The sequence below is a fragment of the Pseudoalteromonas sp. S1612 genome, from assembly GCF_005887175.1.
GTDB classification, from domain to species: domain Bacteria; phylum Pseudomonadota; class Gammaproteobacteria; order Enterobacterales; family Alteromonadaceae; genus Pseudoalteromonas; species Pseudoalteromonas undina.
Map to the genome: position 1 here is coordinate 45,714 of NZ_PNDH01000044.1, position 22,787 is coordinate 68,500.

21 protein-coding genes are annotated in these 22,787 nt (G+C 37.6%); 6 read left to right on the forward strand and 15 right to left on the reverse strand.

The features are described 5' to 3' along the window. Positions 1-272 precede the first annotated feature (272 nt). The 10 genes from CWB78_RS15130 to CWB78_RS15170 form a co-directional block, all read right to left on the reverse strand. Entirely contained in the window at positions 273-680 is a 408-nt protein-coding gene (locus CWB78_RS15130; protein ID WP_138596312.1) for a hypothetical protein, read from the reverse strand. After that, complete coding sequence (locus CWB78_RS15135; protein WP_055012696.1) at positions 681-1,097, reverse strand: hypothetical protein; 417 nt, start codon at positions 1,095-1,097, stop codon at positions 681-683. Between the two features lie 191 nt (positions 1,098-1,288). Then, a complete protein-coding gene (locus CWB78_RS15140) occupies positions 1,289-1,474 on the reverse strand; it encodes a hypothetical protein (RefSeq protein ID WP_055012695.1) in 186 nt (61 codons plus the stop codon). A 79-nt stretch (positions 1,475-1,553) separates the two neighbouring features. Continuing rightward, entirely contained in the window at positions 1,554-2,732 is a 1,179-nt protein-coding gene (locus tag CWB78_RS15145) for a zonular occludens toxin domain-containing protein (RefSeq protein WP_138596314.1), read from the reverse strand. A gap of 2 nt (positions 2,733-2,734) precedes the next feature. Further along, entirely contained in the window at positions 2,735-3,052 is a 318-nt protein-coding gene (locus CWB78_RS15150) for a DUF2523 family protein (protein ID WP_138596316.1), read from the reverse strand. Between the two features lies 1 nt (position 3,053). Continuing rightward, positions 3,054-4,604, reverse strand: coding sequence for a hypothetical protein (locus tag CWB78_RS15155; RefSeq protein ID WP_138596318.1), 1,551 nt, complete (start codon positions 4,602-4,604; stop codon positions 3,054-3,056). A gap of 116 nt (positions 4,605-4,720) precedes the next feature. Further along, a complete protein-coding gene (locus CWB78_RS19085) occupies positions 4,721-4,855 on the reverse strand; it encodes a hypothetical protein (protein ID WP_283957130.1) in 135 nt (44 codons plus the stop codon). A 255-nt stretch (positions 4,856-5,110) separates the two neighbouring features. Beyond that, positions 5,111-5,434 (reverse strand): hypothetical protein, encoded by a 324-nt coding sequence (locus CWB78_RS15160; RefSeq protein WP_249930466.1) that lies wholly within the window; start codon positions 5,432-5,434, stop codon positions 5,111-5,113. A 39-nt stretch (positions 5,435-5,473) separates the two neighbouring features. Beyond that, on the reverse strand, positions 5,474-7,465 hold the full coding sequence (locus CWB78_RS15165; RefSeq protein ID WP_138596322.1) for a replication endonuclease: 1,992 nt from the start codon (positions 7,463-7,465) through the stop codon (positions 5,474-5,476). Then, entirely contained in the window at positions 7,462-7,674 is a 213-nt protein-coding gene (locus CWB78_RS15170; RefSeq protein ID WP_138596324.1) for a hypothetical protein, read from the reverse strand. Before CWB78_RS15170 ends, CWB78_RS15165 begins: the two co-directional genes overlap by 4 nt. Positions 7,675-7,808: 134 nt before the next feature. Here CWB78_RS15170 and CWB78_RS15175 point away from each other — a divergent pair, with 134 nt between their 5' ends. Then, entirely contained in the window at positions 7,809-8,147 is a 339-nt protein-coding gene (locus CWB78_RS15175) for a DUF3693 domain-containing protein (protein ID WP_029771881.1), read from the forward strand. 100 nt (positions 8,148-8,247) lie between these two features. On the opposite strand, the gene CWB78_RS15180 is transcribed toward CWB78_RS15175, so the two are convergent. Continuing rightward, positions 8,248-8,811, reverse strand: coding sequence for a lipid-binding SYLF domain-containing protein (locus tag CWB78_RS15180; protein ID WP_008108715.1), 564 nt, complete (start codon positions 8,809-8,811; stop codon positions 8,248-8,250). 139 nt (positions 8,812-8,950) lie between these two features. Here CWB78_RS15180 and CWB78_RS15185 point away from each other — a divergent pair, with 139 nt between their 5' ends. Beyond that, positions 8,951-10,162: a tyrosine-type recombinase/integrase gene (locus CWB78_RS15185; protein ID WP_008108719.1), complete on the forward strand. Its 1,212-nt coding sequence runs from the start codon at positions 8,951-8,953 to the stop codon at positions 10,160-10,162. Next, a complete protein-coding gene (locus CWB78_RS15190) occupies positions 10,162-11,361 on the forward strand; it encodes a cation:proton antiporter (protein WP_010388805.1) in 1,200 nt (399 codons plus the stop codon). Before CWB78_RS15185 ends, CWB78_RS15190 begins: the two co-directional genes overlap by 1 nt. Before the next feature lie 76 nt (positions 11,362-11,437). On the opposite strand, the gene ydiJ is transcribed toward CWB78_RS15190, so the two are convergent. Continuing rightward, positions 11,438-14,482, reverse strand: a complete 3,045-nt coding sequence (gene ydiJ, locus CWB78_RS15195) for a D-2-hydroxyglutarate dehydrogenase YdiJ (protein WP_138596326.1) — start codon at positions 14,480-14,482, stop codon at positions 11,438-11,440. 144 nt (positions 14,483-14,626) lie between these two features. Here ydiJ and CWB78_RS15200 point away from each other — a divergent pair, with 144 nt between their 5' ends. Beyond that, positions 14,627-14,839, forward strand: a complete 213-nt coding sequence (locus CWB78_RS15200; RefSeq protein ID WP_008108725.1) for a PGPGW domain-containing protein — start codon at positions 14,627-14,629, stop codon at positions 14,837-14,839. 52 nt (positions 14,840-14,891) lie between these two features. On the opposite strand, the gene ppsA is transcribed toward CWB78_RS15200, so the two are convergent. Further along, positions 14,892-17,267 carry a phosphoenolpyruvate synthase gene (ppsA, locus tag CWB78_RS15205; protein ID WP_008108727.1) on the reverse strand — a complete coding sequence of 792 codons (2,376 nt, stop codon included), beginning with the start codon at positions 17,265-17,267 and terminating at the stop codon, positions 14,892-14,894. A gap of 154 nt (positions 17,268-17,421) precedes the next feature. On the opposite strand from ppsA, the gene ppsR reads away from it, so the two are divergent. Then, positions 17,422-18,231, forward strand: coding sequence for a posphoenolpyruvate synthetase regulatory kinase/phosphorylase PpsR (gene ppsR, locus CWB78_RS15210; protein WP_008108730.1), 810 nt, complete (start codon positions 17,422-17,424; stop codon positions 18,229-18,231). Positions 18,232-18,322: 91 nt separating this feature from the next. Here ppsR and CWB78_RS15215 read toward each other — a convergent pair whose 3' ends face one another. Next, positions 18,323-19,672: a class II 3-deoxy-7-phosphoheptulonate synthase gene (locus CWB78_RS15215; protein ID WP_171040353.1), complete on the reverse strand. Its 1,350-nt coding sequence runs from the start codon at positions 19,670-19,672 to the stop codon at positions 18,323-18,325. 604 nt (positions 19,673-20,276) lie between these two features. On the opposite strand from CWB78_RS15215, the gene CWB78_RS15220 reads away from it, so the two are divergent. Next, complete coding sequence (locus tag CWB78_RS15220; protein ID WP_138596330.1) at positions 20,277-21,152, forward strand: DNA replication terminus site-binding protein; 876 nt, start codon at positions 20,277-20,279, stop codon at positions 21,150-21,152. A gap of 61 nt (positions 21,153-21,213) precedes the next feature. Here CWB78_RS15220 and CWB78_RS15225 read toward each other — a convergent pair whose 3' ends face one another. Beyond that, the gene (locus CWB78_RS15225; RefSeq protein ID WP_138596332.1) at positions 21,214-22,428 is read right to left on the reverse strand and encodes a replication protein A; all 1,215 of its coding nucleotides are present in this window, start codon (positions 22,426-22,428) and stop codon (positions 21,214-21,216) included. Between the last annotated feature and the right edge of the window lie 359 nt (positions 22,429-22,787).

The window sequence follows — 22,787 nt, forward strand, 5'->3', positions numbered from 1 at the left end:
TGTTTTATAAATGGATTCATGTTCCTTTGCTGACCACTTATATCGGTGAACGAGTTGAACATCAGACGGCTTAACTTTCACCAAGGTGTAAACATTGTGTTGTCGTGATAGGAAATTCTACAACCTGCCAATTGAAGGAGATAGGCTAAGTGACTTATTTAAATTAGCCAAAAAAGACAACCCATAAGTTATGGTACGTAATATTTAAGAAAAGGGCGAAAAGCCCCTTTTTATTAGTAGTTTATATTTGCTGTCATATGTGACAGTTTGACCTAGTTATTACCTTTAAGATTAAGAGTTTTAGTAGACATGTCTGGCGGATTTGAAGCTCTTTCACATGCACCATCCATCATGACTTTGTTAGTTTCGGTACGTGAAGAATTATATTCACCTCTCCAGAATGAACAAATTTCATTGTTAGTTCTCTGGGCATTCCTTATCACTGCTTCTCTTTGTGCGTTTTGCCTACTGATAATTTGATTGCGGTTTTTTTCTTTCAAAGCTTGAGTTTGAGCTCTAATTGATGCACTTTTAGCCTCTAACCTAGATTGCTTCATAGCTGAACTTGCAGCATCAGCAACAAGTTTTATTTTATATAAATCAACGGCTTCATCGACACCCCAAATTGTTAAACCAGCAAGAGTAAGTGAGAAGTATAGTTTTAAATAGTTTAATTCCATTTAGCTTCCTGTCCTTTCAGATATTTCACCAATAATATTAAGTAATTGGTCTTGTAAGTCAGATAAATAATTATCCTGTGTTTTATGATTTTCCTTAAGGGTTTTGTACATAGATTCTGACTTTCTAGCAGACCATTTATAACGATGAACGAGCTGAACATCAGAGGGTTTAACTTCGCCCCAAGGTGTACTCATTGTATGATCATCTACAGAAATTTTACAGTCTGCCCATGCTCCAGTAGCAGGTAAATAACCTCGATAAATAATAGCTGTTAGTTTTTCTACTGGGAGACTGGCTTTACCTGATTTCACATAGCGCCTTACTTGCCTTTCACTTACGCCCAGTTCTTTGGCACCTTTTGCATAATCATAGCCAAATAAAGAAAGAAACTGTTTATGAAATTCTGATTTAAACATTGTGATTTTTACTCCTTTTAAAAAAATCACAATGATTAATCATTATCTAACTCCGAATAGGTTTATCAAGGGCGCAAGCGCGGTATCGAGTAACTAAGGGCAGGGGTTGCGCTTCGCTTAGTTACGACCGATTTACGTTAATGCTAAATTAATATTTGTGTGCGGTCTACATGGCTAAAGCCATAAGTGTATTAAACAGCCTTTTTCATACGGCCAGTTGTAATGCTTCGAGCCATAAAAGGTATATGGTCAGGGTTATCAATCAAAAACTCTACCATCTGCTTTATCTCAATTTCTGAGTTATCAGGTATCCAAAGGGTTACTTTTTTTAACCCTTTGCCTTTTTGCTTTTGTTCGTACTTTTGATTTCTAGTCATAGTGTCACCAGTGACGGGGTTGTTATGTATGTAATTGACTGTGTAGCAAGGACACCTCCCGCGAGCGGGCCCCTCCTCGCTACTCTGTCAATTCATTACTTTCATCGAATACTTCCACTGTTGGAGAATCGCATGTTAAAAAATCATGATAAGAGTTATATTTAATTTCAATCATACAGCTAGACCTAACAACTACTGAATAGCCTGCAAGCATTAAGTCCCTAAGTGATAAATTAAATATGTGCTGTCCATTTTGGCTAGCGCTTAGATAATAGTTTTTAGTTAACTTGCCTAGTTCGGTATATTCTCCCCAACCAGCAATATGAAGCGCAACTTTATAAAATGGGTGCTTTTGTTTTTCTGGTTCACGTTCTTCAGGTTTAGGCACGTCTTTTGGTGCAGGGGCGCTTTTGTTTATTGGAATTTGTGAATGTGAAACAGTGTTGGGCGCTGGTTCTTGAGCGTTAACAGGTGAAGAAGTTGTAACAGCTGCCTGTAGTTCCTTTGTTTTTTTTGCTTTTTCTTCAAGACTTTCACCTCCTGAAAGAGCGCCAATTATTATAAATATACCTAAGGGAACTGTAATTACTGCGCCCCATATACTCCAGTGGTTATACCATTTTTTAATGTCTTTGGTTATGGCTTCCTGAACAGATTTATTATTCTTAGTATGGCTGGTATAAAATGGAAAATAACGGCTTTCATATACCCGTTCGTCAGTTCTGAATACAGATGAGTTTGTAGTACCTACGCCATCATGAACTTTTAAGATATATTTATCATCTTGCCCCATGTGGGATTTTTTTATACAGCGATATGACATTTGTATCATATCCCTTATATCTCGGTTTACTTTCCTAAAGTTCTGAGTAATTAGCATAATGTCAAAACCATAGTGACGGTGCATACTAAAAAACTCAGTTAGTTCTTTTTCAGTACCAGTACTGGGCATGGCCAAGTGGCACTCATCTATAAAAAAGTAAACTTTTTGGCCTTGTTCGTTTTGCCAGTTCTCGTATTGTAAATAATGGTCTTTCTTTGAAAATGGACGCTCACCGCCATAATTGTGAAATTCACCGTCTACTATTTCAATTAAGTCTCTGCAATATTCACCGTATACGTCACAAAACTTATCAACGTTTAGAGGTAAGTTTGTTACTACTTTGCGTTTATCTTTTGTGACTGTGGGTATGATATGAGTAACAACAGCTTCATAGCTTTTTCCTCCCCCTGGTTTACCTTGTATTCCGTTTATCATGATTAGCTCCCTAGTCTAGTAAATGGGATAAGTTGAAGTAATATGCGAATAGTTACAGCGGTCATAATCATAGTAAGCGCTTGGGGAACGCCAATAGATGACATAAACCACTGTAAGCCAGAGGGTATACCTGATAGATAAGAAGTTATATCTAAGGTATCAAAATATGAGTCCATACCAGTTAAAGCTAAATGTGAAAGGTCTAGTATCTGCTCAAAAATCCACGTAAATAAATCTTTGTAAATTTCATGAACAGATAAAACAATGCTCCAAAGAAACTGTTTAAATTCGTTCCAAGTTGTTGCTAACCAATCCAACATATTAACCTCCAAATATAATTCTGCGACAAACAAAAGCGGTAGTTATAAATATACAAATTCTTAAAAATGGCATTAAGCGCTCCCAGTTTGGATCTAAAGTTTTACAGCCCAAATTAACGAGTACATCAAAACAGATATTCATTTCTGGTGCAGAACCTCCAGAGGTAAGACGAAATTGTTTTAAAAAAACAAACAAACCAGTCTGAGAAATTAAATCGCTTTTTTCGTCCCAAACTCCCTGCCAACCATTTTCATAAGCTGATTCGTAAAAGCTAGAAGAACCCTCAGGGTTAAATGTATCGCCTATATCAGTTTCTGAAATTGAATCTAAAATACCTTTTGTATTACCCGCGATAACATCGGTATTTTCAGCAGTTAATTTGGTATTTTTTTCTACACCAGAAAGTAAGCCATTTGATTTATCTTGACCTTGCTTAATGCCCTGTATGCCTGAATTAATACCGTCTAGGGTTTGATTTGTTTTTCTAATATTTCCGCCTATAGAATCAAGCTCACCAATAACGCTATCTAAACGGGTATTAGTTTGAGTCATATCAGGAGTTTCAGGTGTTGGAGTTGTATTATCATCAGGTCTATTAGGGGTACATTTACCATTTTCACAAGTTTCATCTTTGTCAGGTACACCATTACCGTTTTTATCGTCAGGTATGCCATCACCATCTTTATCGTCATAAGTACAAAAATAAACACCATCCATAGAACCGCAACCATGAGGGCATTGGTATTGTTGTTGGCCGCTAACTACTATTGCGTTACAACCCTCGTTTGGGTCTACATCACATATAAGAACTTGGCCTTGGGAACCGTAGTTATAACAATTGTCGTCACCACCGTCAGGAGTTGGTTCGGGTGTTGGTTTGTCACCGTAGTCATTTTCATCACCATCACATGATTTACCAGTTGCAATGAAATTATCGTTACCTTGTTTAAATTGGCATTGTTGGCCTGTAGTTGGATTGGTATAACAAGCATTTTCACCAGATTGGCCAACGCCTGATTTGTTGGGTAAAAAAGAGTTATTGCCAAATTCTGAACAGGGTTCAGGTTCTGGTTGTTTTTCTAGCTCATAACACCAGTGACCATCAAATTCATCTTTAGGCCCATCAGGAAAGTCAGGGTTTTTACATTGATAAACAAGACCAGTTGATGGTGAAGTTAATGAAGACAATGAAGATAATGTATATAACCTAACATCTGGTTTAGTTGGAGATACTGAATGATATTCTTGTTTACATGTAACTCTATACCTATCAAATCTTATCTGTTCGGTAGTACATGATGGTGAACCCAAAGGTACATAAGGTGAAAAATCATCAGTTGGTGAGGGCAATAGTGAAGTATCAAGTGAGGATAAGGTTGCTGATTCACAAGCTGAAGTATCATCTTGAGGAACTGTAAATTGATTAGATGAATTAACAGTACAAAGTAAAGTTGGTTTAGTCTCAGAAGTAGCAGGAATCTTACCCAATTGAGTTTGAGCAGAAACAAAAAAAGCGCTCATAAGCGCCAGTGTATATATTAAAATTTTCATTGGCTGTTATCCCCAACCGAAATTTCGACAAACTATAAAACCAGCTAAAGCCCCTATCATCGCTATAATAGTGAGGATAAGGGCGACGATTAAGCCGCCCATAATTAACTCCTTAATTAAACCGCTTTGATAGCACGTTTACCTAAGATGCCACCTTTGAACGCCATTGCTACACCAACAACGATAACCATTGCACCTGTAACGAATGCTGCTACTGTTGTTAAATCTACTGCTGCGAATATATCAGCCATGATAATTTCCTTAATTTTAAAGTTGTTTTATAACCATTTTGGCGACCTTTGCTTTATAGGATAGGAAGCCAAAAAATATCATGAGGCCGAAGCCCCAAGTGAATGACCCTGCAATATCCAGAGCCGTTATCTGAATGCTTTCAACATATGAAGCCGCTTCATGTGAGGGTACGAGAACGTAACCAGAACATTGTTCAAGTGTTTCACTTGTAGCGGTTAACGTGCCGTCAGCATTCAGATAAATACATTGCATGACTAGCTTTTAACCTGCTTTGTTTCTGTAGGTAAGCTATGTAAGCGGAAACCTTTCCAATCCATTTGACGTGCTACGTTAGCACCTTCGTAATATTCAATATTGAGTAAAACAGGCTTTAAGCCCCAGCCGTTAGGGTCAGATTGCAAGCTTTCCAATTGCTGATAAGTACCATCGTTAAATTGGTCAGCAGATACCTTTACAGATAAAATTTGAGCTGGGTTTTTTGTGTGAAGTTTAAATTCGCCAGTTGTAGGCAGGGGAGCGCCTTTATCATCTGTACGATTTACTTTTACTAGGTCTGTAATAGCGCCTTCAATATTCATAATTTCTCCAATAGGGTTTAGTTTTATTAATAGTTACACTTAATGACACAAGTCCAAGCTCGCGACTTCGTCGCTCGAAATGTTGCCAGCCAGAGCTTCGTAATCCATGAATAAGCACATGTTTTGATAATCCTCAAGAACGCACGCTTCAAGGAACTGCATATCTTCATCACTAGGTGCGAATAAGCGGCCGTCATCGTGCCAACCTTGTATTTGTTCAGACACACCGCACATGATTTTACGTTGCGATTTAATATCTTTTTCAGTGAGTATCTGGGTAGTACCGCGTCGAGTAATTACAACAACAGCATCCCAAGCAACGCCTAAAATTCGGTTAGCTGGTTGGTCGCCATATTTAGTGGCAAAGTAGGGTGATTTAGATTCACTGCGGCTAACCTCACCAGTAATACGGTCAACAATATCGGGCAATTGGTAGTGAATGCGTAACGTTTGGTCTTTGCGTTTAACTTGTACGCCACCCATTGCAAGGCAAAATGCTTTCCAATCTGATGAATCAGCAGCTTGGCGTACCTTCTCAAGTGCGTATTTTGAAACTGTGTCTAGTGTTGTATTCATTGCATTTGCAACCTCACATTTGCCAGTATCACCTTGGCCTAATCGTCTAAGTTCACGCCAAAGGGTGACTGATGGGCCACCAATTTGCTGAAAACGTCTAATATCAAAAGTGCTTGCCCAAGTAGATGCACGTTCTGCGGCATCGGCTGGAAGTATTTTCATTTCACCAGCTTGTGAACAAATCACTTTATCGATGCTGTCACCAGTTACGGCTTTAGTAATATATTTAGCAATGTAGCCAGCAGCAGAGCCTTTACTTTTATTAATCGTAATAGCCTTAAAGCGGGTGGTGCTTGTTCTAAATTCGGTTGGTGTATCTTCGGTACAAAGCTTTTTAAGGATTGCACGAACTTGTATCGCATCGCCTTTTTCCATGAATAAAAGCATGTGCCAGTGTGGGCAGCCGTCATGATGTGGTTCAACAACACGGAATCCATAAGGGCGTAAATTTTGTTTTGAGAATAGGGCGCGGGCACGTTTCCAAATTCCGTTAAAATATTCCTGTGCATCTTGTGGGGTTGAACCATCATATTTATTGTTTGGTCGGCCTGTATGGTGAACTGCATGAAAACGACTTGGTGCTGATAATGTATAGAACTCACCACGATGGCCATGCATGTCCGCTAGTTCTTCAAAGCCACGAATTCTTACCATTAATTCAGCCGCTTGTTGTTTGCCTGAAGTGTGTGAACGTTCAATAATTGATTGAAGTGTTTCGAACTCATCAAACGGGTTTGCATCGTTCGGAACAACAAATAAATCAGACATTATTTCGGCTGATTTGCGCTTACGTTCTCGGCGGTTCTGGATGGTTGGTTGTGACACATAAGCACTTGCTTTTTTATGTACGAGTCTTAAATCACGCGCAAGTTGTTCGATAGTAAACGCTTGGATTTTACGTAGTTTACGACGCCAGAAAATAGGGTCAGCAAAACGATTTAAAATACCTGTTAAAGAGTCTGCTGAAAAGTGTGTGCAATAAGGTGAAACTAGTTCAGGCTCTTGAATATCAAAGGAATTTAAGTATTTAACCAGGATGTTAAATACAGATAAAGTATGGCCGTTTTTACTTATTTTCAGCTCACAATAACGGGCTTTTTGCTCTGCAATTTCGCATAGTTCATCGTCTGAACATGATAGATTTATATGACCGTGTTTAAAATTCCCAAGGGTTAAAACGATATCAGCAGACTTTAAACGCTTGTTTGCTTCAGCTAAATTGTTGAATTTTTCAGCCAAAAAGTAACCGGTGCTAAGCATATGTGCAAGGTTAGAGTGACGTTCAAAAATACGATTTCGCCATGATTCAAAGTCGAAAAAACGTTCTTTAATTGGCTTAGAAAGGTTAGAAAAAACGTCTTTTGCAGTACATGCAGGACGTAAATTTGCCGTTAAATTGATTGCTGTATTTAGCGGGAAAACTTGAGAATATTGGGCATTAGATAATGAGTTCATTTTAAAACCTCATCACAACCCATATAACTAATAGATAAATCACAGCATACGGGGCAGCAATTTGCTAAATCACCATTTTCTAAAGTTATAACATCAAGCTCATAACGGAAACCTGTCCAAGGGCATGAGTCACATTCAACTATTTCATTTGGATTTGAATCAGCCAAAATAGAATCAGTTAAATTAAATGTGTTTTTATCAGAACTCATATCCGTATTTCCCTGTTAAACTGACAAACTGTCATGCTGGACTCTTTTTTGGAGTCTAGCGGTCACGTGTGACTCTTGTCAAACTTTTTAATTATCAAGTTTGACAGTTATAATGAAATACAGAGGAGATTGTTATGAATTTTAGTTACGAACTAATTGAAAAATATAAAGAATCCAAAGGTTATACTCAGGACAAACAAGTTATTTCTGATTTTGAGGAATTTAACTCAGGAAACATGAGTAAAATTAAGAAAGGCGAAAGGCATATTACAGCTAATCAGTGTATTGCAATGGCTAATGCTATAGGTATGGATCAAAAGGAAGCCTTACTTAAACTTGCTATAGAAAAGTCAAAGTCTAAGGAAGAAGGCAAAATCTGGTCTGAAATTGTAAAAAAGATTAGTGCAGCATGTGTAGCGCTAACACTAGTTGCAGGACTAGCGAATGCACCAACTGAGGACGCATTTGCGTAATAGCGACAGCCCATAAATTACGTTATGTTAAATTGAGGTGTTTAAATTAAAGTGGGCGTAATCACACAAACTAGCCCACTTATGATAGGGTTTTGATAGCTTAGTTTAGCTCAGAATCTACCCAAAATTTAGTGCCTTTTAAAACGGCTTGTAGTGCAAGGCCACTTTCGGTTAAAGAGTATACAGTAACTTGGTCGGCAATAGCTTCGGCAACTAAAGCACCACCTTTATCTTGGTATTTTGCAGCAGCATCGGCATTACCACCGAACGCCCAACCATGTTTAATAAATCTATTTAACGCTGCTTGATCATGAAAAACCATCACAATATTGAAATCTTTAACACCTAAACCTAAGCCTAAACCAGCTTCGCCCATATTCATATAGGTAGATTTTCCGGTTAGGTTATTTTTTACTACACCGTACCCACCACCAAAACTGGCTAAAATAACGTTTACATTGGCATTATCAAATACAGCATAACCGGCAGAGTTTGCAATTTGAGTTTTAACATCTGGTTTTTTCTCGTATAGAGCAGTTAATGTATTCGATTTCATACTTTGTACTAAAGCACGTTTCTCTCCAGGAGAAGCACTGCCTGTAGTAGCGCAACCTGTTAATAAAACGCTAATAACTAACATGCTCAACAGAAGTAATTTTTTCATGATTTTTCCTTTAATAAGGTATATGGTTAATAAATCTGCATTTAGCATAAATATCAAAATTCGTTATGTCCAATACTAGACAGTATCGGACTTTAAGGTTAATCTATAAGTCTATTATTTTCTTATATATTTTACTATTATGCTTGTTGCTCTGGTCGATACATTAAAACAATTACGTTATCAAATAGCTCACCTTGAAGATAATACACTCCAATCAGAATATCCAGAACTAGCCTCTTTTATACAGCAAGTCAGCTTGACTGTAACTGAATCAAAGGCCGATCTTAACTTTTTATACCAATTTTTATATGTTTATGGCCGAAAATCAGAAGCAACTTATAGTCGTTTTCGCAATGAATTAGAACGATTTTATTTGTGGTCATGGCTTATAGCTGAAAAATCAGTATTCGATTTAAAGCGTGAAGACATTGAGGCGTATGTTGATTTTATGGTCGAGCCGGATAAAAAGTGGGCATCAACTTCGGTGCAGTGGCGCTATAAAGATGAGCAAGGAGTACGTCGGTTAAACCAAAATTGGCGCCCTTTCATGCAAAAAGAATCTATTGCGAGTCAGCAAACATTATCCGCAATGTTTACTGCACTTAATGTATTTTACAAGTTCGCTATTTTAGAAGAAAAAACCTTCGCTAACTTTGTACCTGTTGTTAAGAAAAACAGTCCCTACTTGGTTGTACAATCACAAATACAAATTCCCGATACATTAAGCGATATTCAATGGGAATACGTATTTGGTGTAACGCGTGATCTGTGTGAACAAAAACCAGAATATGAAAGAAACCTTTTTACTCTCGCCTGTTTAAAAGGATTATATTTACGTATATCAGAATTATCAGAACGTCCACAATGGTCACCTGTTATGTCTCATTTTTGGCAAGATAACGATGGCTTTTGGTTTTTACGTATAATGGGTAAGGGAAATAAATTACGAGATGTAACTTTAAGTGATGATTTTCTTGAGTATTTAAAACGTTATCGGTTATACCGTGGTTTGCCTGCCCTGCCCCGTGTTGACGAATCCGACCCGTTAGTGCATAAAATTCGTGGTCAAGGTGGTATGACAGTAAGACAAATTCGTCGTTTAGTACAACAAAGTTTTGATATTGCTCAGCAGTCATTACTTGATGATGGGTTTAAAGATGACGCGGAACAATTAGAAGCGGCCACTGCACATTGGCTTCGACATACCGGTGCAACGCATGATGCACAAACTCGACCTTTAAAGCATTTATCTGAAGATTTAGGTCACGCAAAAATAGCCACAACCGATCAAATATATATTCAAACAAATATTAAAGAACGGGCAAAGTCTGGAATAAAAAGGAAGATTTAATGGAATACTTAGTTATTGCTTTTATTGGTGCATTATTTTTAATTTATTCTATAACACTGCGCCAATTAGAAAAAACAGAAATTACCGGGCCGATGTTTTTTGTTATAGGGGGGATACTGCTAGCATTGATAGCTCCGAACGAAAGTGAAAATTTTAAAAATGGCTTGCGGTTTTTACTGCCCTTTATAGAATTAACGCTCAGTATCTTTTTATTTACCGATGCAGCAAAGTCAAAATTAGGAGTATTAAGGCATAGTTTTCAATATCCTAGTTTACTTTTATTTGTTGCCTTACCTTTAACCCTATTACTCGGGATTGTAACCGCGTTATTTTTATTTGCTGAGCTTTCATTAATTCAAGCAGCACTTATCGCAATTATATTAACCCCAACCGATGCGGCGTTAAGTAAGGGGTTATTAAGTAATACAAAAGTGCCTGAAAAAATAAGAGAAGGTATTAATACTGAAAGTGGCTTAAATGATGGCTTATGTGTGCCTATATTTTTAATATTTATTCTGCTTGCAAAAAATCCTGAATCCGCAATTACTGCAACACAAACGTTAAGTGTGTTTGGTAGAGAATTGGGAGTTGCATTATTAATTGCATTTGCAAGTATTGCTGTTTTTATTCCGTGTTTAAACTTTGCAATGAAGCGACATTACTTTGCCCAAAACACTAGCCCGTTTTTACTATTGGGTTTTGCTATGGCTGTATTTTCACTTACACAATATTTTCATGGCAGTGGATTTATTGCCGTATTTGTAGCGGGGCTTTTATTTGATAAATACGCGAGCACCAAAATAAACAAAGAGCTGATTGAAGACTCAGAGCATATAGCTGACTTTTCCTCTTTAATGATTTGGTGTTTATTCGGTTTTGTTTGTGCTTATTTAGTGATCCCGAAATTAAATACTGAAATAATAATTTATGCGCTACTTAGTACAACACTGATCAGAATAATTCCTGTTATGTTGTCATTGCAATTTACGTCATTAAAAATAAAAGAGCGTTTAACGTTTGCTTGGTTTGGGCCACGAGGATTGGCTTCGATTGTTTTTACTTTAATGGTTATTGATACACAAATAGAAAATAAATTTCAAATTGCGACCATTGCTATGACCACAATTTTATTTAGTGTATTTATTCATGGTATTAGTACAAAACCCATTGCAGACAGTTTTGCTAAAAAAACTAAATAAATATAAACAAAAATAAAAAGGCGTAACTTAATAATAAGTTGCGCCTTTTTATTTTACAGCTTACTTAGTTAAATCATTAACTAAGTACTTTTGCCAGTAGCTCTATTGGATGCTTAGGCTTAAATTTTTCATAACGTTTTACTTGGCTACGACATGAAAAGCCAGTTGATAAAAGTTGCTCAGGTTTATTTTTATCAACGATAGGTTTCCAACTCATTTCATAAAGTGCTTTGGAGTTTGCTTGGTTTTGTGCTTCATGACCATAAGTGCCGGCCATACCACAACATCCAGTACTTGTGGTGTTTAATGTTAAACCAAGCTGATCAAAAATATTTTTCCACACACTTGCGGCTTTTGGTAATGCAGTCGTTTCGGTACAGTGACTTAATAAGGTAAATTCAGTATTTATTTGTTTAGCTTCTAAAGCACTGAACGATTGTGTTTCTAACCATTCATGCGCAAGTTGCACATTAAAATCGCCACGGTTATTTTCTAAAATTGTATTATATTCATCGCGATAACACATCACTAACGACGCATCTAAACCAACTAGCGGTGCATTAATATCATTAAGCTGATTTAAAAACTCTGCAGCATTTTTTGCCGTTAGCTTAAATTCATGCAAAAAACCTTTCACGTGCTGAGGTTTGCCATTGGGTTTAAAGGGTAACAGCATTGGTTTTTTTCCAAGCTGAGTAATTAGTGTAATAAAACTCTCAACCAATTCTGCTTCGTAAAAGCTGGTGAATGGGTCTTGAACAATGAGTACATAATCATTTTGCTCATCGGTACTTAGTTTTTTAAGTAATTCTAAATTAAATTTTTGCGTTTTGTTTACACGTTTGTTGAGTGCAGGAATACTTAGCTGAGGGGTATCAACATAGCCTACGGTTTTTTTAATGAGGCCACTAACTAATGATGTTTTTACAATTGGATTAATAACCCTCGCAAATTTTGCCATTAACGGTGCGCTGTTTTCTATATTACCCACTAAGTAATCTTTAAGTGGTCGGGCATAATAACTGTGATAATAATTTAAAAAACGGGCACGGAAAGTTGGCACATCTACTTTAATTGGGCAAGCCGTAGTACACGCTTTACACGCTAAACATTCATCCATTGAGGCTTTTACTTCATGCGAAAAATCGTAAACGCCTTGTTTTTTCTCTCTGCTATGAACAAAGCGCTCCCACCAAGTAATGACTTCACCTTTGTTAAGTTCTTTTTCTACCTCAAGTAAATTAACATCTTTTGACTCTTGAAGACGTAACCATTCACGCATTAGCCCTGCTCGACCTTTTGGCGAATTACGGCGATCGCCAGTTACTTTATACGACGGGCACATTGGAGAGTTTTCATCATAATTAAAACATAAGCCGTTACCATTACAGGTCATTGCATTGTTGAAACTGGTCTTAACATCAATTGAAATTTGCTTGTCGAAGTAAGAACGCTTTTGCCCATCAACGCTAACTAGTAAGTCTTCACTTTCAAGCGGGGTACATATTTTTCCGGGGTTGATTTTATTATTTGGATCAAACGCCGATTTTATTTTTCGTAATTGCGTAAATAAATGCTCACCAAAAAATTCAGGACCGTATTCACTTCTGTAACCTTTACCGTGCTCGCCCCACATCAAACCACCGTATTTTGCGGTGAGTTTTACTACTTCATCTGAAATAGTGCGCAGTAATTTTTCTTGTTCAGGGTCGCACATATCCAGTGCTGGCCTAACATGTAAAACGCCAGCATCAACATGACCAAACATACCGTACTGTAAATTATAGCTATCAAGTAGCGCTCTAAATTCAACAATATAATCGGCTAAATTTTCTGGTGGAACGGCGGTGTCTTCTGCAAACGCGAGAGGTTTTTGGCTGCCTTTTACATTCCCGAGTAAACCCACTGATTTTTTACGCATTGCATAAATTTTCAGTATATCGCTTTTATCACTGGTTAACTGATAGCCAATAACGCCATTAGTTTGGTTAGCTACACACTCATCTAACAATTTGCACAAAGTGTCTACTTTGTTTTTTATGTCTTCTGGTGATACGGCATTAAACTCAACCATGTTGAGTCCTTGCATATCTTTATTAGCAACGTCGGTTATTAAGTCCGATACTGAATGCCAAATAATATCTTCGCGGGCAAGATTTAATACTTTGCTGTCAACGGTTTCAACTGAAGTTGCGCGGGCATCAACTAAAAATGGTGAATGGCGAAGCGCAGAATCAAAACTGTCATATTTTATATTTATGAGGGTTTTAAATTCTGCGATAGGTGTTAGGTTTAATTTTGCTTCAGTAACTATGCCTAAAGAGCCTTCTGATCCGGTTATTAAGCGGCTCATATCAAAAGTTTGTAAGTCTTCACTTAGCACATGCTCTAGGTCATAACCGGTTAAAAATCTATTTAACCGTGGAAATTTGGCTAATATAGCGTCGCGTTCATTAAGTGATATGTCTAATACTGTTTTGTAGAGTTTGCCAATTAAGGATTCCTGTTGGGCAATTATTTTTGCTTTTTCAATGTCTATTGGACTGGTAGACATTGCAGTGCCATCAACTAAATAGGTGGTTAGTCCTAAAACATGGTCGCTGGTTTTGCCATAAACTAAGGAGCCTTGCCCCGATGCATCAGTACTGATCATGCCGCCAATAGTGGCGCGGTTACTGGTAGATAAATCGGGTGAAAAGAAAAATCCATACGGTTTTAAAAAGTCGTTAAGTTGATCTTTTATCACACCAGTTTGAACTCGTACCCAACCTTCTTCAACATTTATCTCGAGGATTTCACGCATATAACGTGATAAATCAACCACAATACCAGGCGTTAAAGATTGACCATTTGTTCCTGTGCCGCCACCGCGAGGACCAAAAGTTAACGATAAAAAAGGGTCTTGCGATGCTATTTGCAGAGCAACTTGAATGTCTTTTTCGCTTTTAGGAAAAATAACACCTTGCGGAAGCTGCTGGTAAATACTGTTATCAGTTGATGCTGTGAGTCTGGTTGCATAACTTGCGTCTGTATCTCCAGTAAACCCTTGATTTTTTATAGTATTTAAATAATTTGCGACAAGCTCGGTCGCGGCATCTTGTTGTGTAATAGTTGCTATCATGGCGGCGCTTATTAATGCATTTGTGTAATTATATCATGGCGATGGCTAATAGAAATTGAAGATTTTACAGTTTGTAACACTCTTTTTATCGATATATGAGCAGCTGCAATTATAATCAAGTTAAACGCCTACTATGAGGTTTATATGAAAAAACTACTAATGCAGATCAGCGGAACACTGTTTATTTTACTCGGATTATTGTTTGCTGTGGTGCCAGGGCCATCGTTAATATTTTTTATTGCAGGCTTATTCTGCTTTTCTATGTATTACCCTAAAGCAAGAGGGTATTTAACTTGGTGTCAAAAAGCACTGACTCGTTCATGTGCCTATTTAGATAAAAAATTAGCAAAAAATTAATTTTTAATCATAAAAAATGCCAGCAGTTGCTGGCATTTTTTAACGAGGTAACTTACTTAGCAAGTTTGTCTGCTAAGTATAACCATGTTTCTAGTACTGTATCTGGGTTTAGCGAAACAGAGTCAATGCCCTGCTCTACTAACCATGCTGCAAAGTCTTCATGATCTGAAGGACCTTGACCACAAATACCTACATATTTACCTTTTTCTTTGGCTGTTTTAATAGCCATAGAAAGTAGCTTTTTGATTGCAGGGTCACGCTCATCAAATAGGTGAGCAATTAAACCTGAGTCGCGATCAAGACCAAGCGTTAACTGAGTTAAATCGTTAGAACCGATAGAGAAACCATCGAAGTATTCTAAGAATTCTTCAGCCATTAATGCGTTTGACGGAAGCTCACACATCATGATTACTTTAAGACCATTTTCGCCACGTTTAAGGCCATGTTCTTCAAGTAATTCAATAACGCGTTTACCTTCTTCAAGGGTACGTACGAATGGGATCATGATTTCGATGTTGGTCATATCCATGCTGTTTCTTACGCGTTTTATAGCTTCACACTCAAGTGCAAAACAATCACGGAAGTCTTCAGAGATATAACGTGCAGCGCCACGGAAACCAATCATTGGGTTTTCTTCTTCTGGCTCGTATTGCTGGCCGCCCACTAAGTTAGCATATTCGTTTGATTTAAAATCAGACATACGAACAATTACACGCTCTGGTGCAAACGCACAACCTAGGGTAGAAATACCTTCAACCAGTTTACCAATATAGAATTCAACAGGTGATTCGTAACCGGCAATCATGTCTGTGATTTCTGCTTTTAATGCATCTGTTTGTGCATCAAAATTTAATAACGCTTTAGGGTGAACACCAATCATACGGTTGATGATAAACTCAACGCGCGCAAGGCCAACACCTGAATGTGGTAAACGTGCAAAATCGAATGCGCGATCTGGGTTACCTACGTTCATCATCACTTTCATTGGAAGTTCAGGCATTTCATCAACACGTGAAGTAAGTACTTCAAAGTCTAAAATACCTTCGTAGATGAAACCTGTATCGCCTTCGGCACATGATACAGTAACTTCTTGACCTGCTTTAATTAAGTCTGTTGCATTACCACAACCAACAACGGCTGGAATACCTAACTCACGTGCAATGATTGCAGCATGACATGTACGACCACCACGATTTGTAACAATCGCAGCCGCGCGTTTCATAATAGGTTCCCAATCAGGGTCTGTCATGTCGGTAACTAAAATGTCACCTACTTGTACTTGGTCCATCTCTTTGATTGAATCAAGTACACGTACAACACCACTACCAATTTTATGACCAATTGCACGGCCTTCAACAACAACATTGCTGCTGCCATTTAGTTGGAAGCGTTCCATTACGTTTGTGTCTTCGTTTGAGCGAACAGTTTCTGGACGCGCTTGAACTATATATAGTTTGCCATCGTTACCATCTTTTGCCCATTCGATGTCCATTGGACGACCGTAATGCTTTTCAATGATTACAGCTTGTTTGGCAAGATCTTGCACTTCTTCATCTGTAATCGAAAATTTGTTTGAAAGTGCAGAGTCTACGTCAACAATTTCTACTTGTTTGCCATGAGCTTTGTCTTGAGAGTAAATCATTTGAATGGCTTTAGAGCCAATGTTACGACGTACTACAGCTGGCTTATTTTTAAGTAGCGTTGGTTTATGAACATAAAATTCATCTGGGTTAACCGCACCCTGTACAACCATTTCACCCAAACCATAGCTTGATGTGATAAACACTACATCTTCAAAGCCCGATTCAGTATCAATACTGAACATTACACCTGATGCTGATTTATCAGAGCGTACCATGCGTTGAATACCCGCTGATAACGCTACACCACGATGATCGTAGCCTTGGTGAACACGATAAGAAATAGCGCGGTCGTTAAATAACGAAGCGAATACGTGTTTAATAGCAGTCATTACAGAATCAATACCAACAACGTTTAAGAACGTTTCTTGTTGGCCTGCAAACGAGGCGTCTGGCATATCTTCAGCAGTAGCTGATGAACGAACAGCGAATGAAACATCTGCAGAAGCGTCACCATGAAGTTGGCTGTATGCATCGCGGATTGCTTTATCTAGACTAGGTTGGAATGGGGTATCGATAATCCACTGACGGATATCGGCGCCGACTTTGGCGAGTGTGTTTACATCATCAACATCAAGAGTATCTAAAATGTCGTGAATTTTTGCGTTGAGTCCTGATTGTTCTAAAAACTCGTTAAAAGCGTCTGAGGTAGTAGCAAAACCACCTGGGACTTGCACACCTGCGTTAGCTAAGTTTGAAATCATTTCACCAAGTGAGGCATTTTTACCACCAACTCGAGGAACATCTTGCATACCAAGCTCTTGATACCAGAGAACGTATTCTTGCACGGATCTTTCTCCAAAAAACAAATTGTAGTACTAACTGTGAGAGTTAAGAAAGAAAACCTTTTATAAAGGTCGCCCCCATTCTACACTGGCAAACGTCCTCACGTAAACCGTGATACACTTATTTTAAAATTAAATGTAATAAAAAAGAGGCTTTATGAGAACTGCGTTTTATATTTCAGATGGTACGGCAATCACATCTGAAGTGTTTGGTCATGCGACCTTGTCTTTATTTCCTGTCGAATTTAATCATAAAACAATTCCTTTTGTAGAAACCGAAGAAAAAGCGCATGAAATCAAAGCGCTTATTAACGCCACATCGTCTAAGCAAGGTGAGAAGCCTCTAGTGTTTTTTACTTTTGTGAACCATAAACTATCTGAAATTATTCGCTCTGCAGATGCTGTCTCGTATGACTTTTTAACAACCTATAGCGAAAAAATTGAAAGCGAATTAAACGTTGCCCCAGTACCTAAAGTACATAGAACCCATTCAATACACGAAAAAAGTTATGACTTTAGAATTGATGCAGTTAACTATGCTTTAATGAATGACGACGGCGGTAATATTAAAAACTTTGCTGAGGCTGATATTATTTTAGTTGGCGTTAGTCGAAGTGGTAAAACGCCAACAAGCCTCTATTTAGCCCTGCAATACGGTATTAAAGCGGCTAACTATCCGATCACAGAAGATGATTTAGAAAGCGAAGGGTTACCCAAGTGCTTAGTGCCTTATAAGCATAAACTGTTTGGTTTAACTATAGACCCTGAGAGACTGGCTGCGATCAGAGATAGACGAATGGCAAATTCAAAATATGCATCAATTAGACAGTGTCGTATTGAAGTGCGCGAAGTAGAAATGCTCTATAAAAAGCATAAAATTGCTCATTTAAATTCTACCCACCATTCGGTTGAAGAGATTTCAGCAAAAATCATTTCTGATACAGGTCTTGAGCGTCGTAAGTACTAACAAACTAACATGTGATTTAAGCATGTAATTACAACCAGCACATAAAAAAGCCGCTAATTAATAGCGGCTTTTAACATATTAAGAAGGCGTATTACTTGCGAGCATCTTTTAAAAGGTCTGCAACTAAAAAGCCAAGCTCTAATACTTGATCGGCATTTAAGCGAGGGTCACATTGAGTTTTGTAACGCTGCGCTAAGTCATCATCTGATAAACCGTATGCACCACCGGTACATTCAGTAACATGTTGTCCGGTCATTTCTAAATGAACACCACCTGCGTATGAGCCTTCAGCTTTGTGAACAGCGAAGAACTGACTAATTTCGCGCATAATGTTATCAAAGCTGCGAGTTTTATAACCTGAGCTGGCTTTCTCTGTATTGCCATGCATTGGATCTGAGCTCCAAATTACCTTACGCCCTTCTTGCAGTACTTTGCGAACAAGCGCCGGTAGCTTCTCTGGTAATACATCTGCACCCATTCGTGTAATGAGCGTTAACCTGCCAGGAATGTTATCCGGGTTTAGTGCATCAATTAAACGGATAAGTTCGTCAGGATCCATACCTGGGCCAACTTTAACGCCTATTGGATTTTTAATGCCCTTAAAGAATTCAATATGAGCATGGTCTAACTGACGTGTACGCTCACCAATCCAAACAAAGTGCGCTGAACAATCGTACCAGTCGCCTGATAAATGGTCTCTACGGGTTAATGCCTCTTCATAGCCTAGCAATAACGCTTCGTGTGATGTATATAAATCTGTTTCTTTTAAGCTTGGCGCTATAGTTGAATTAATACCACATACTTCCATGAATTCTAAAGCGTCTTGAATTTTATCTGCCAGCTGTTGGTATTTTGCTTTTTGTGGATTAGCAGCAACAAAGCCCATGTTCCAACGGTTAACCTGATGTAAGTCAGCAAGTCCACCTTGTGCAAAAGCACGTAGTAGGTTGAGAGTTGCCGCACTGTGATGATACGCGGTCATTAAACGCTGAGGGTCTGGAATACGTGCTTCTTCAGTAAACTCAAAGTTATTTACTATATCACCACGGTAAGATGGTAACGAAACACCGTCTATTGTTTCTAAGTCGGCTGAGCGTGGCTTAGCGTATTGACCTGCCATACGTGCAATTTTTACAACTGGGCATTTACCGCCATAGGTTAGTACTACAGCCATTTGTAAAATGGTCTTAAATGTATCGCGAATATTTGCAGCGTTAAAGTCACTAAATGATTCTGCGCAGTCACCACCTTGAAGTAAAAATGCGCGGCCTTCACACACATCTTCAAGTTGTTTAAACAAACTTCTAGTCTCTTCTGCAAACACTAAAGGCGGTGCGCTTTTAAGCTGGCCTTCAACAGATTTTAATACGTCTTGATCTGGGTACTGTGGCTGCTGCAGTATTGGCAGTTCTCTCCAACTATTTGGGTTCCACGATTGCATGTTCATTCCTCATTCCTATTACCTGATGTATTGAAATTAACGTATGCAGAGGGCTTTGTTCAAGGACTAAATCGACTATTTACCAATTATTTAGTTATTAGTTAAATTTAAATAGGATTATTATCTATGATTTAACTATTTTATTGATAATAAATATATAAACAAAGAACACTAATGCATTAAAAAACAATAGGATAAATAGTAAGAGTGGTATTTATTAAGCTTTGCTTGTAGTCACTTAGCTAAGCAGTATAAGATAATGTTAACACTAGGAACACATCATACTTAAATTAACTATATGTATTCTTAACTTTACAGTTAAAATTAAATATATCAGCCATCAGTTATGTAGTTTCAAATATATATGCTAGCTAAGTAGTTCTGCTGGTTTATACCCACTCCTTCATTCTGCGTTTATATATAATTATTAGTAAGTTAGAAAATATTATTATTAAAATGACCGCACCAACAATTAAGAACACATCATACCTTATCTAATTTCAAGTTTTATCTTAGCGAAAGAGTAAAATTTAAAAAAAAACTATCAAAGGAAGAGTTTATTTGCGAAAATCTCTAAATCGTAAGATGTGTTCTCGGTTGTGTTATGGTTACGAAAGTACAAATTAGAAGTCAGTTTGATTTACTCAATGAGTTAACGCTTAGGCTAATAGAGGAGCTTAAAGAATATGGGTTTGCTAAGGCTGAATACTATCAACTGCCAGAAATAAGCAGTATAGATGAAAATATAATTCCCGAGTCAATTGCAGTATCTAAAATTACAGGGGAACTAGCACAAAAGGCTATTTTAAATTCTTTTTCTGATATGTATAAAAAGCCTGGTCTGAGTAGTCGCGTATTAAAGCGCCACCCTGGTTTATTAATTATACAAGACGCTAATAAACAAGCCATTATTGATCGGATTGCTCAAGTTAATAATGCAAAAGCGGCATTTAAAAATTGTATTTTGGCGATAGACAATAACGATGCTCGATTTGAAGCCGTGCATAATGCTATGCCAAATTTAATTACGCTTGCCGCTTATCGTAAAATTCATAGCGAAAGCGAATCCCCTTTTTCAGTTCGTTTTACTTGGATGCATAAACACGCCACTAAAACACTCACAAAAAAGATGGCTCTTGAAATGCTCGAAAAGTCCGCTGGGTACAAAAACCCAAGAATGATTGATCAGCAAAAATGGCAATCATTGGTTGCTCAAGAGCAAGTTCGTGTTGCCAGTCTAGGTGAAAAAGAAAAATTACGAATTAGGCGCCCTACCCGAGTTAGCCCACAAGTTAATGTTAGATACACGGCTCAAAATCGTTATCATGTTAGTGCGGCCTTACCTTTTATTCTTGTAAACCCACAACCCGATGTTAAGTATGGCCAACTGCCGAGTTACGAAAAACCATTATCACATCCACGAAAACGTGAGTATGACTTTCTGGTAGACCGTTTATATTTAGAACAAGTAACAAAGTAATTATGTTAAAAAGGCCACTTACTGTGGCCTTTAATATAACTACTGGTAAAAATTAATATAATTATTTTTCTACAATTTCTTCCAGCTTATCTTCATCAATTAATACTGCATTTTCAACAATGCGTTTACCACCTTGTATCTCTATCCGTTTGTTATGTTTATTTAATGCCAGTATCTCCTCACAAAACTGATCAGATGGGTGCATTTCATAAGTGTAATCTACAATATTACCTGTTTTATCATCTTTTACATTAGTAATGCTGTACTCAGATATTGCTCCTTTTTCTATTAAATCTTTCATCGTGGTAGTCATATCACGGCGCAGTGCTTTTAATTTATTTTCGGTAATATCATCAGTTGAATAGATAGAGCCATATTTTTCCATAATAGACAACAGTCTAAAATGGTATGTTTTTCCTGGGGCAGCATAGCGCCATAAATGATATAAACGTAGCATCATCCAACGCGATAATCCGCGCTTTAACTCTTGAGCACTATTAAAATAATAACCTTTATATTCAAGGTTATCGATCATGTTATGAACAAACGCATTTAAACACGCTACACATTTAACATTTCCGCCTTGGCCTTTTTTACCACTAAAGTGTAAAGACGATAAAAAGTTCATGTTCGACTCGTAGAACGAATCATCAATATCAGAGTTTTTAGTGTCAGTAGCAGAATACTTAAAAGAAAGTTTTGAACCTTGTAATGCTTCGAGCGATTCTTTAATTTGTGGGTAAGGCATAGATTGACCTACCGCTTTAAGTTCTTGTGCTAATTCGTTCATAGAAAACACAACGGCATATTGAATACCGGACTTAAAATTAATTTTTACTATTTTACCTTTTGAAGCAAGGCGAATAAGTGCACGCTCAACTTTTTCTTCTCTATCTGATGGCCAAACTAAGTATTCTACGTCTTCACCATCTTTACGAGTACTTACCACAGCCGGTGTTATTTTAATTTCACCATCGTATAAAATACCGTCTACTTTTTCAGATATCTTACGTGTAATAATGGTTTTTTTAGGGGCTTCTTCAAGTGGCAGCTTTTTATGTCCTGAGCGAACAAAGCGTCCCCACAGATCATAATGGTTAAATGTGTTAGAGTAAGCGCGTAACCCATGGGCTGCATTTTCTATCGAAATTCGCACATCTTTATTATCTGTAAATAGTGCTAAGCTTTCGTTATCAATTGCACTTTCCACCCCGTGAATTTGGCCCCTAAGTGTATCGGGCAAGTTATCTACCGAGATGTTGACCTTTCGGCTCATGGTTTTTATTTCCGTTTTTATTGTGACAGCTAATAACAACACATAAAGCCACAAAAGTTAAATGTTTAAGTTAGTATAAAAGTGATCTGACTTCAAATAAAATGCACAGATCAATATTTTACTAAGAAAAAGTTAAAACATGAGATTTCAGATCAGGTTTTTACTAACTAGGCTTTAATAAACCGAATTTTTACTAACTGAAGAATAAATTTGTCCATTGCAAAGTGTTTTTTTTTTAATTTAGCACGACAAATGACAGCAAAAATGAGAGGCCTGTGGATAAGCTTAGTTCCAGTTAGCATAGATCTGATCTGTACTTACTACAGATCAGATCTATACTAATTAAACCGCTTATTATT

What these genes read in the sequence shown, in the direction of transcription:
- CWB78_RS15170 (WP_138596324.1), bottom strand. Translation starts at nt 7,674, where the DNA reads ATGAGTTCTGATAAAAACACATTTAATTTAACTGATTCTATTTTGGCT.
- CWB78_RS15150 (WP_138596316.1), bottom strand. Translation starts at nt 3,052, where the DNA reads ATGTTGGATTGGTTAGCAACAACTTGGAACGAATTTAAACAGTTTCTT.
- CWB78_RS15145 (WP_138596314.1), bottom strand. Translation starts at nt 2,732, where the DNA reads ATGATAAACGGAATACAAGGTAAACCAGGGGGAGGAAAAAGCTATGAA.
- CWB78_RS15190 (WP_010388805.1), top strand. Translation starts at nt 10,162, where the DNA reads ATGGAATACTTAGTTATTGCTTTTATTGGTGCATTATTTTTAATTTAT.
- CWB78_RS15130 (WP_138596312.1), bottom strand. Translation starts at nt 680, where the DNA reads ATGGAATTAAACTATTTAAAACTATACTTCTCACTTACTCTTGCTGGT.
- CWB78_RS15185 (WP_008108719.1), top strand. Translation starts at nt 8,951, where the DNA reads ATGCTTGTTGCTCTGGTCGATACATTAAAACAATTACGTTATCAAATA.
- ydiJ (WP_138596326.1), bottom strand. Translation starts at nt 14,482, where the DNA reads ATGATAGCAACTATTACACAACAAGATGCCGCGACCGAGCTTGTCGCA.
- CWB78_RS15180 (WP_008108715.1), bottom strand. Translation starts at nt 8,811, where the DNA reads ATGAAAAAATTACTTCTGTTGAGCATGTTAGTTATTAGCGTTTTATTA.
- CWB78_RS15200 (WP_008108725.1), top strand. Translation starts at nt 14,627, where the DNA reads ATGAAAAAACTACTAATGCAGATCAGCGGAACACTGTTTATTTTACTC.
- CWB78_RS15135 (WP_055012696.1), bottom strand. Translation starts at nt 1,097, where the DNA reads ATGTTTAAATCAGAATTTCATAAACAGTTTCTTTCTTTATTTGGCTAT.
- CWB78_RS15165 (WP_138596322.1), bottom strand. Translation starts at nt 7,465, where the DNA reads ATGAACTCATTATCTAATGCCCAATATTCTCAAGTTTTCCCGCTAAAT.
- ppsR (WP_008108730.1), top strand. Translation starts at nt 17,422, where the DNA reads ATGAGAACTGCGTTTTATATTTCAGATGGTACGGCAATCACATCTGAA.
- CWB78_RS15220 (WP_138596330.1), top strand. Translation starts at nt 20,277, where the DNA reads ATGGTTACGAAAGTACAAATTAGAAGTCAGTTTGATTTACTCAATGAG.
- CWB78_RS19085 (WP_283957130.1), bottom strand. Translation starts at nt 4,855, where the DNA reads ATGGCTGATATATTCGCAGCAGTAGATTTAACAACAGTAGCAGCATTC.
- CWB78_RS15225 (WP_138596332.1), bottom strand. Translation starts at nt 22,428, where the DNA reads ATGAGCCGAAAGGTCAACATCTCGGTAGATAACTTGCCCGATACACTT.
- CWB78_RS15175 (WP_029771881.1), top strand. Translation starts at nt 7,809, where the DNA reads ATGAATTTTAGTTACGAACTAATTGAAAAATATAAAGAATCCAAAGGT.
- CWB78_RS15215 (WP_171040353.1), bottom strand. Translation starts at nt 19,672, where the DNA reads ATGCAATCGTGGAACCCAAATAGTTGGAGAGAACTGCCAATACTGCAG.
- CWB78_RS15160 (WP_249930466.1), bottom strand. Translation starts at nt 5,434, where the DNA reads ATGAATATTGAAGGCGCTATTACAGACCTAGTAAAAGTAAATCGTACA.
- CWB78_RS15155 (WP_138596318.1), bottom strand. Translation starts at nt 4,604, where the DNA reads ATGAAAATTTTAATATATACACTGGCGCTTATGAGCGCTTTTTTTGTT.
- CWB78_RS15140 (WP_055012695.1), bottom strand. Translation starts at nt 1,474, where the DNA reads ATGACTAGAAATCAAAAGTACGAACAAAAGCAAAAAGGCAAAGGGTTA.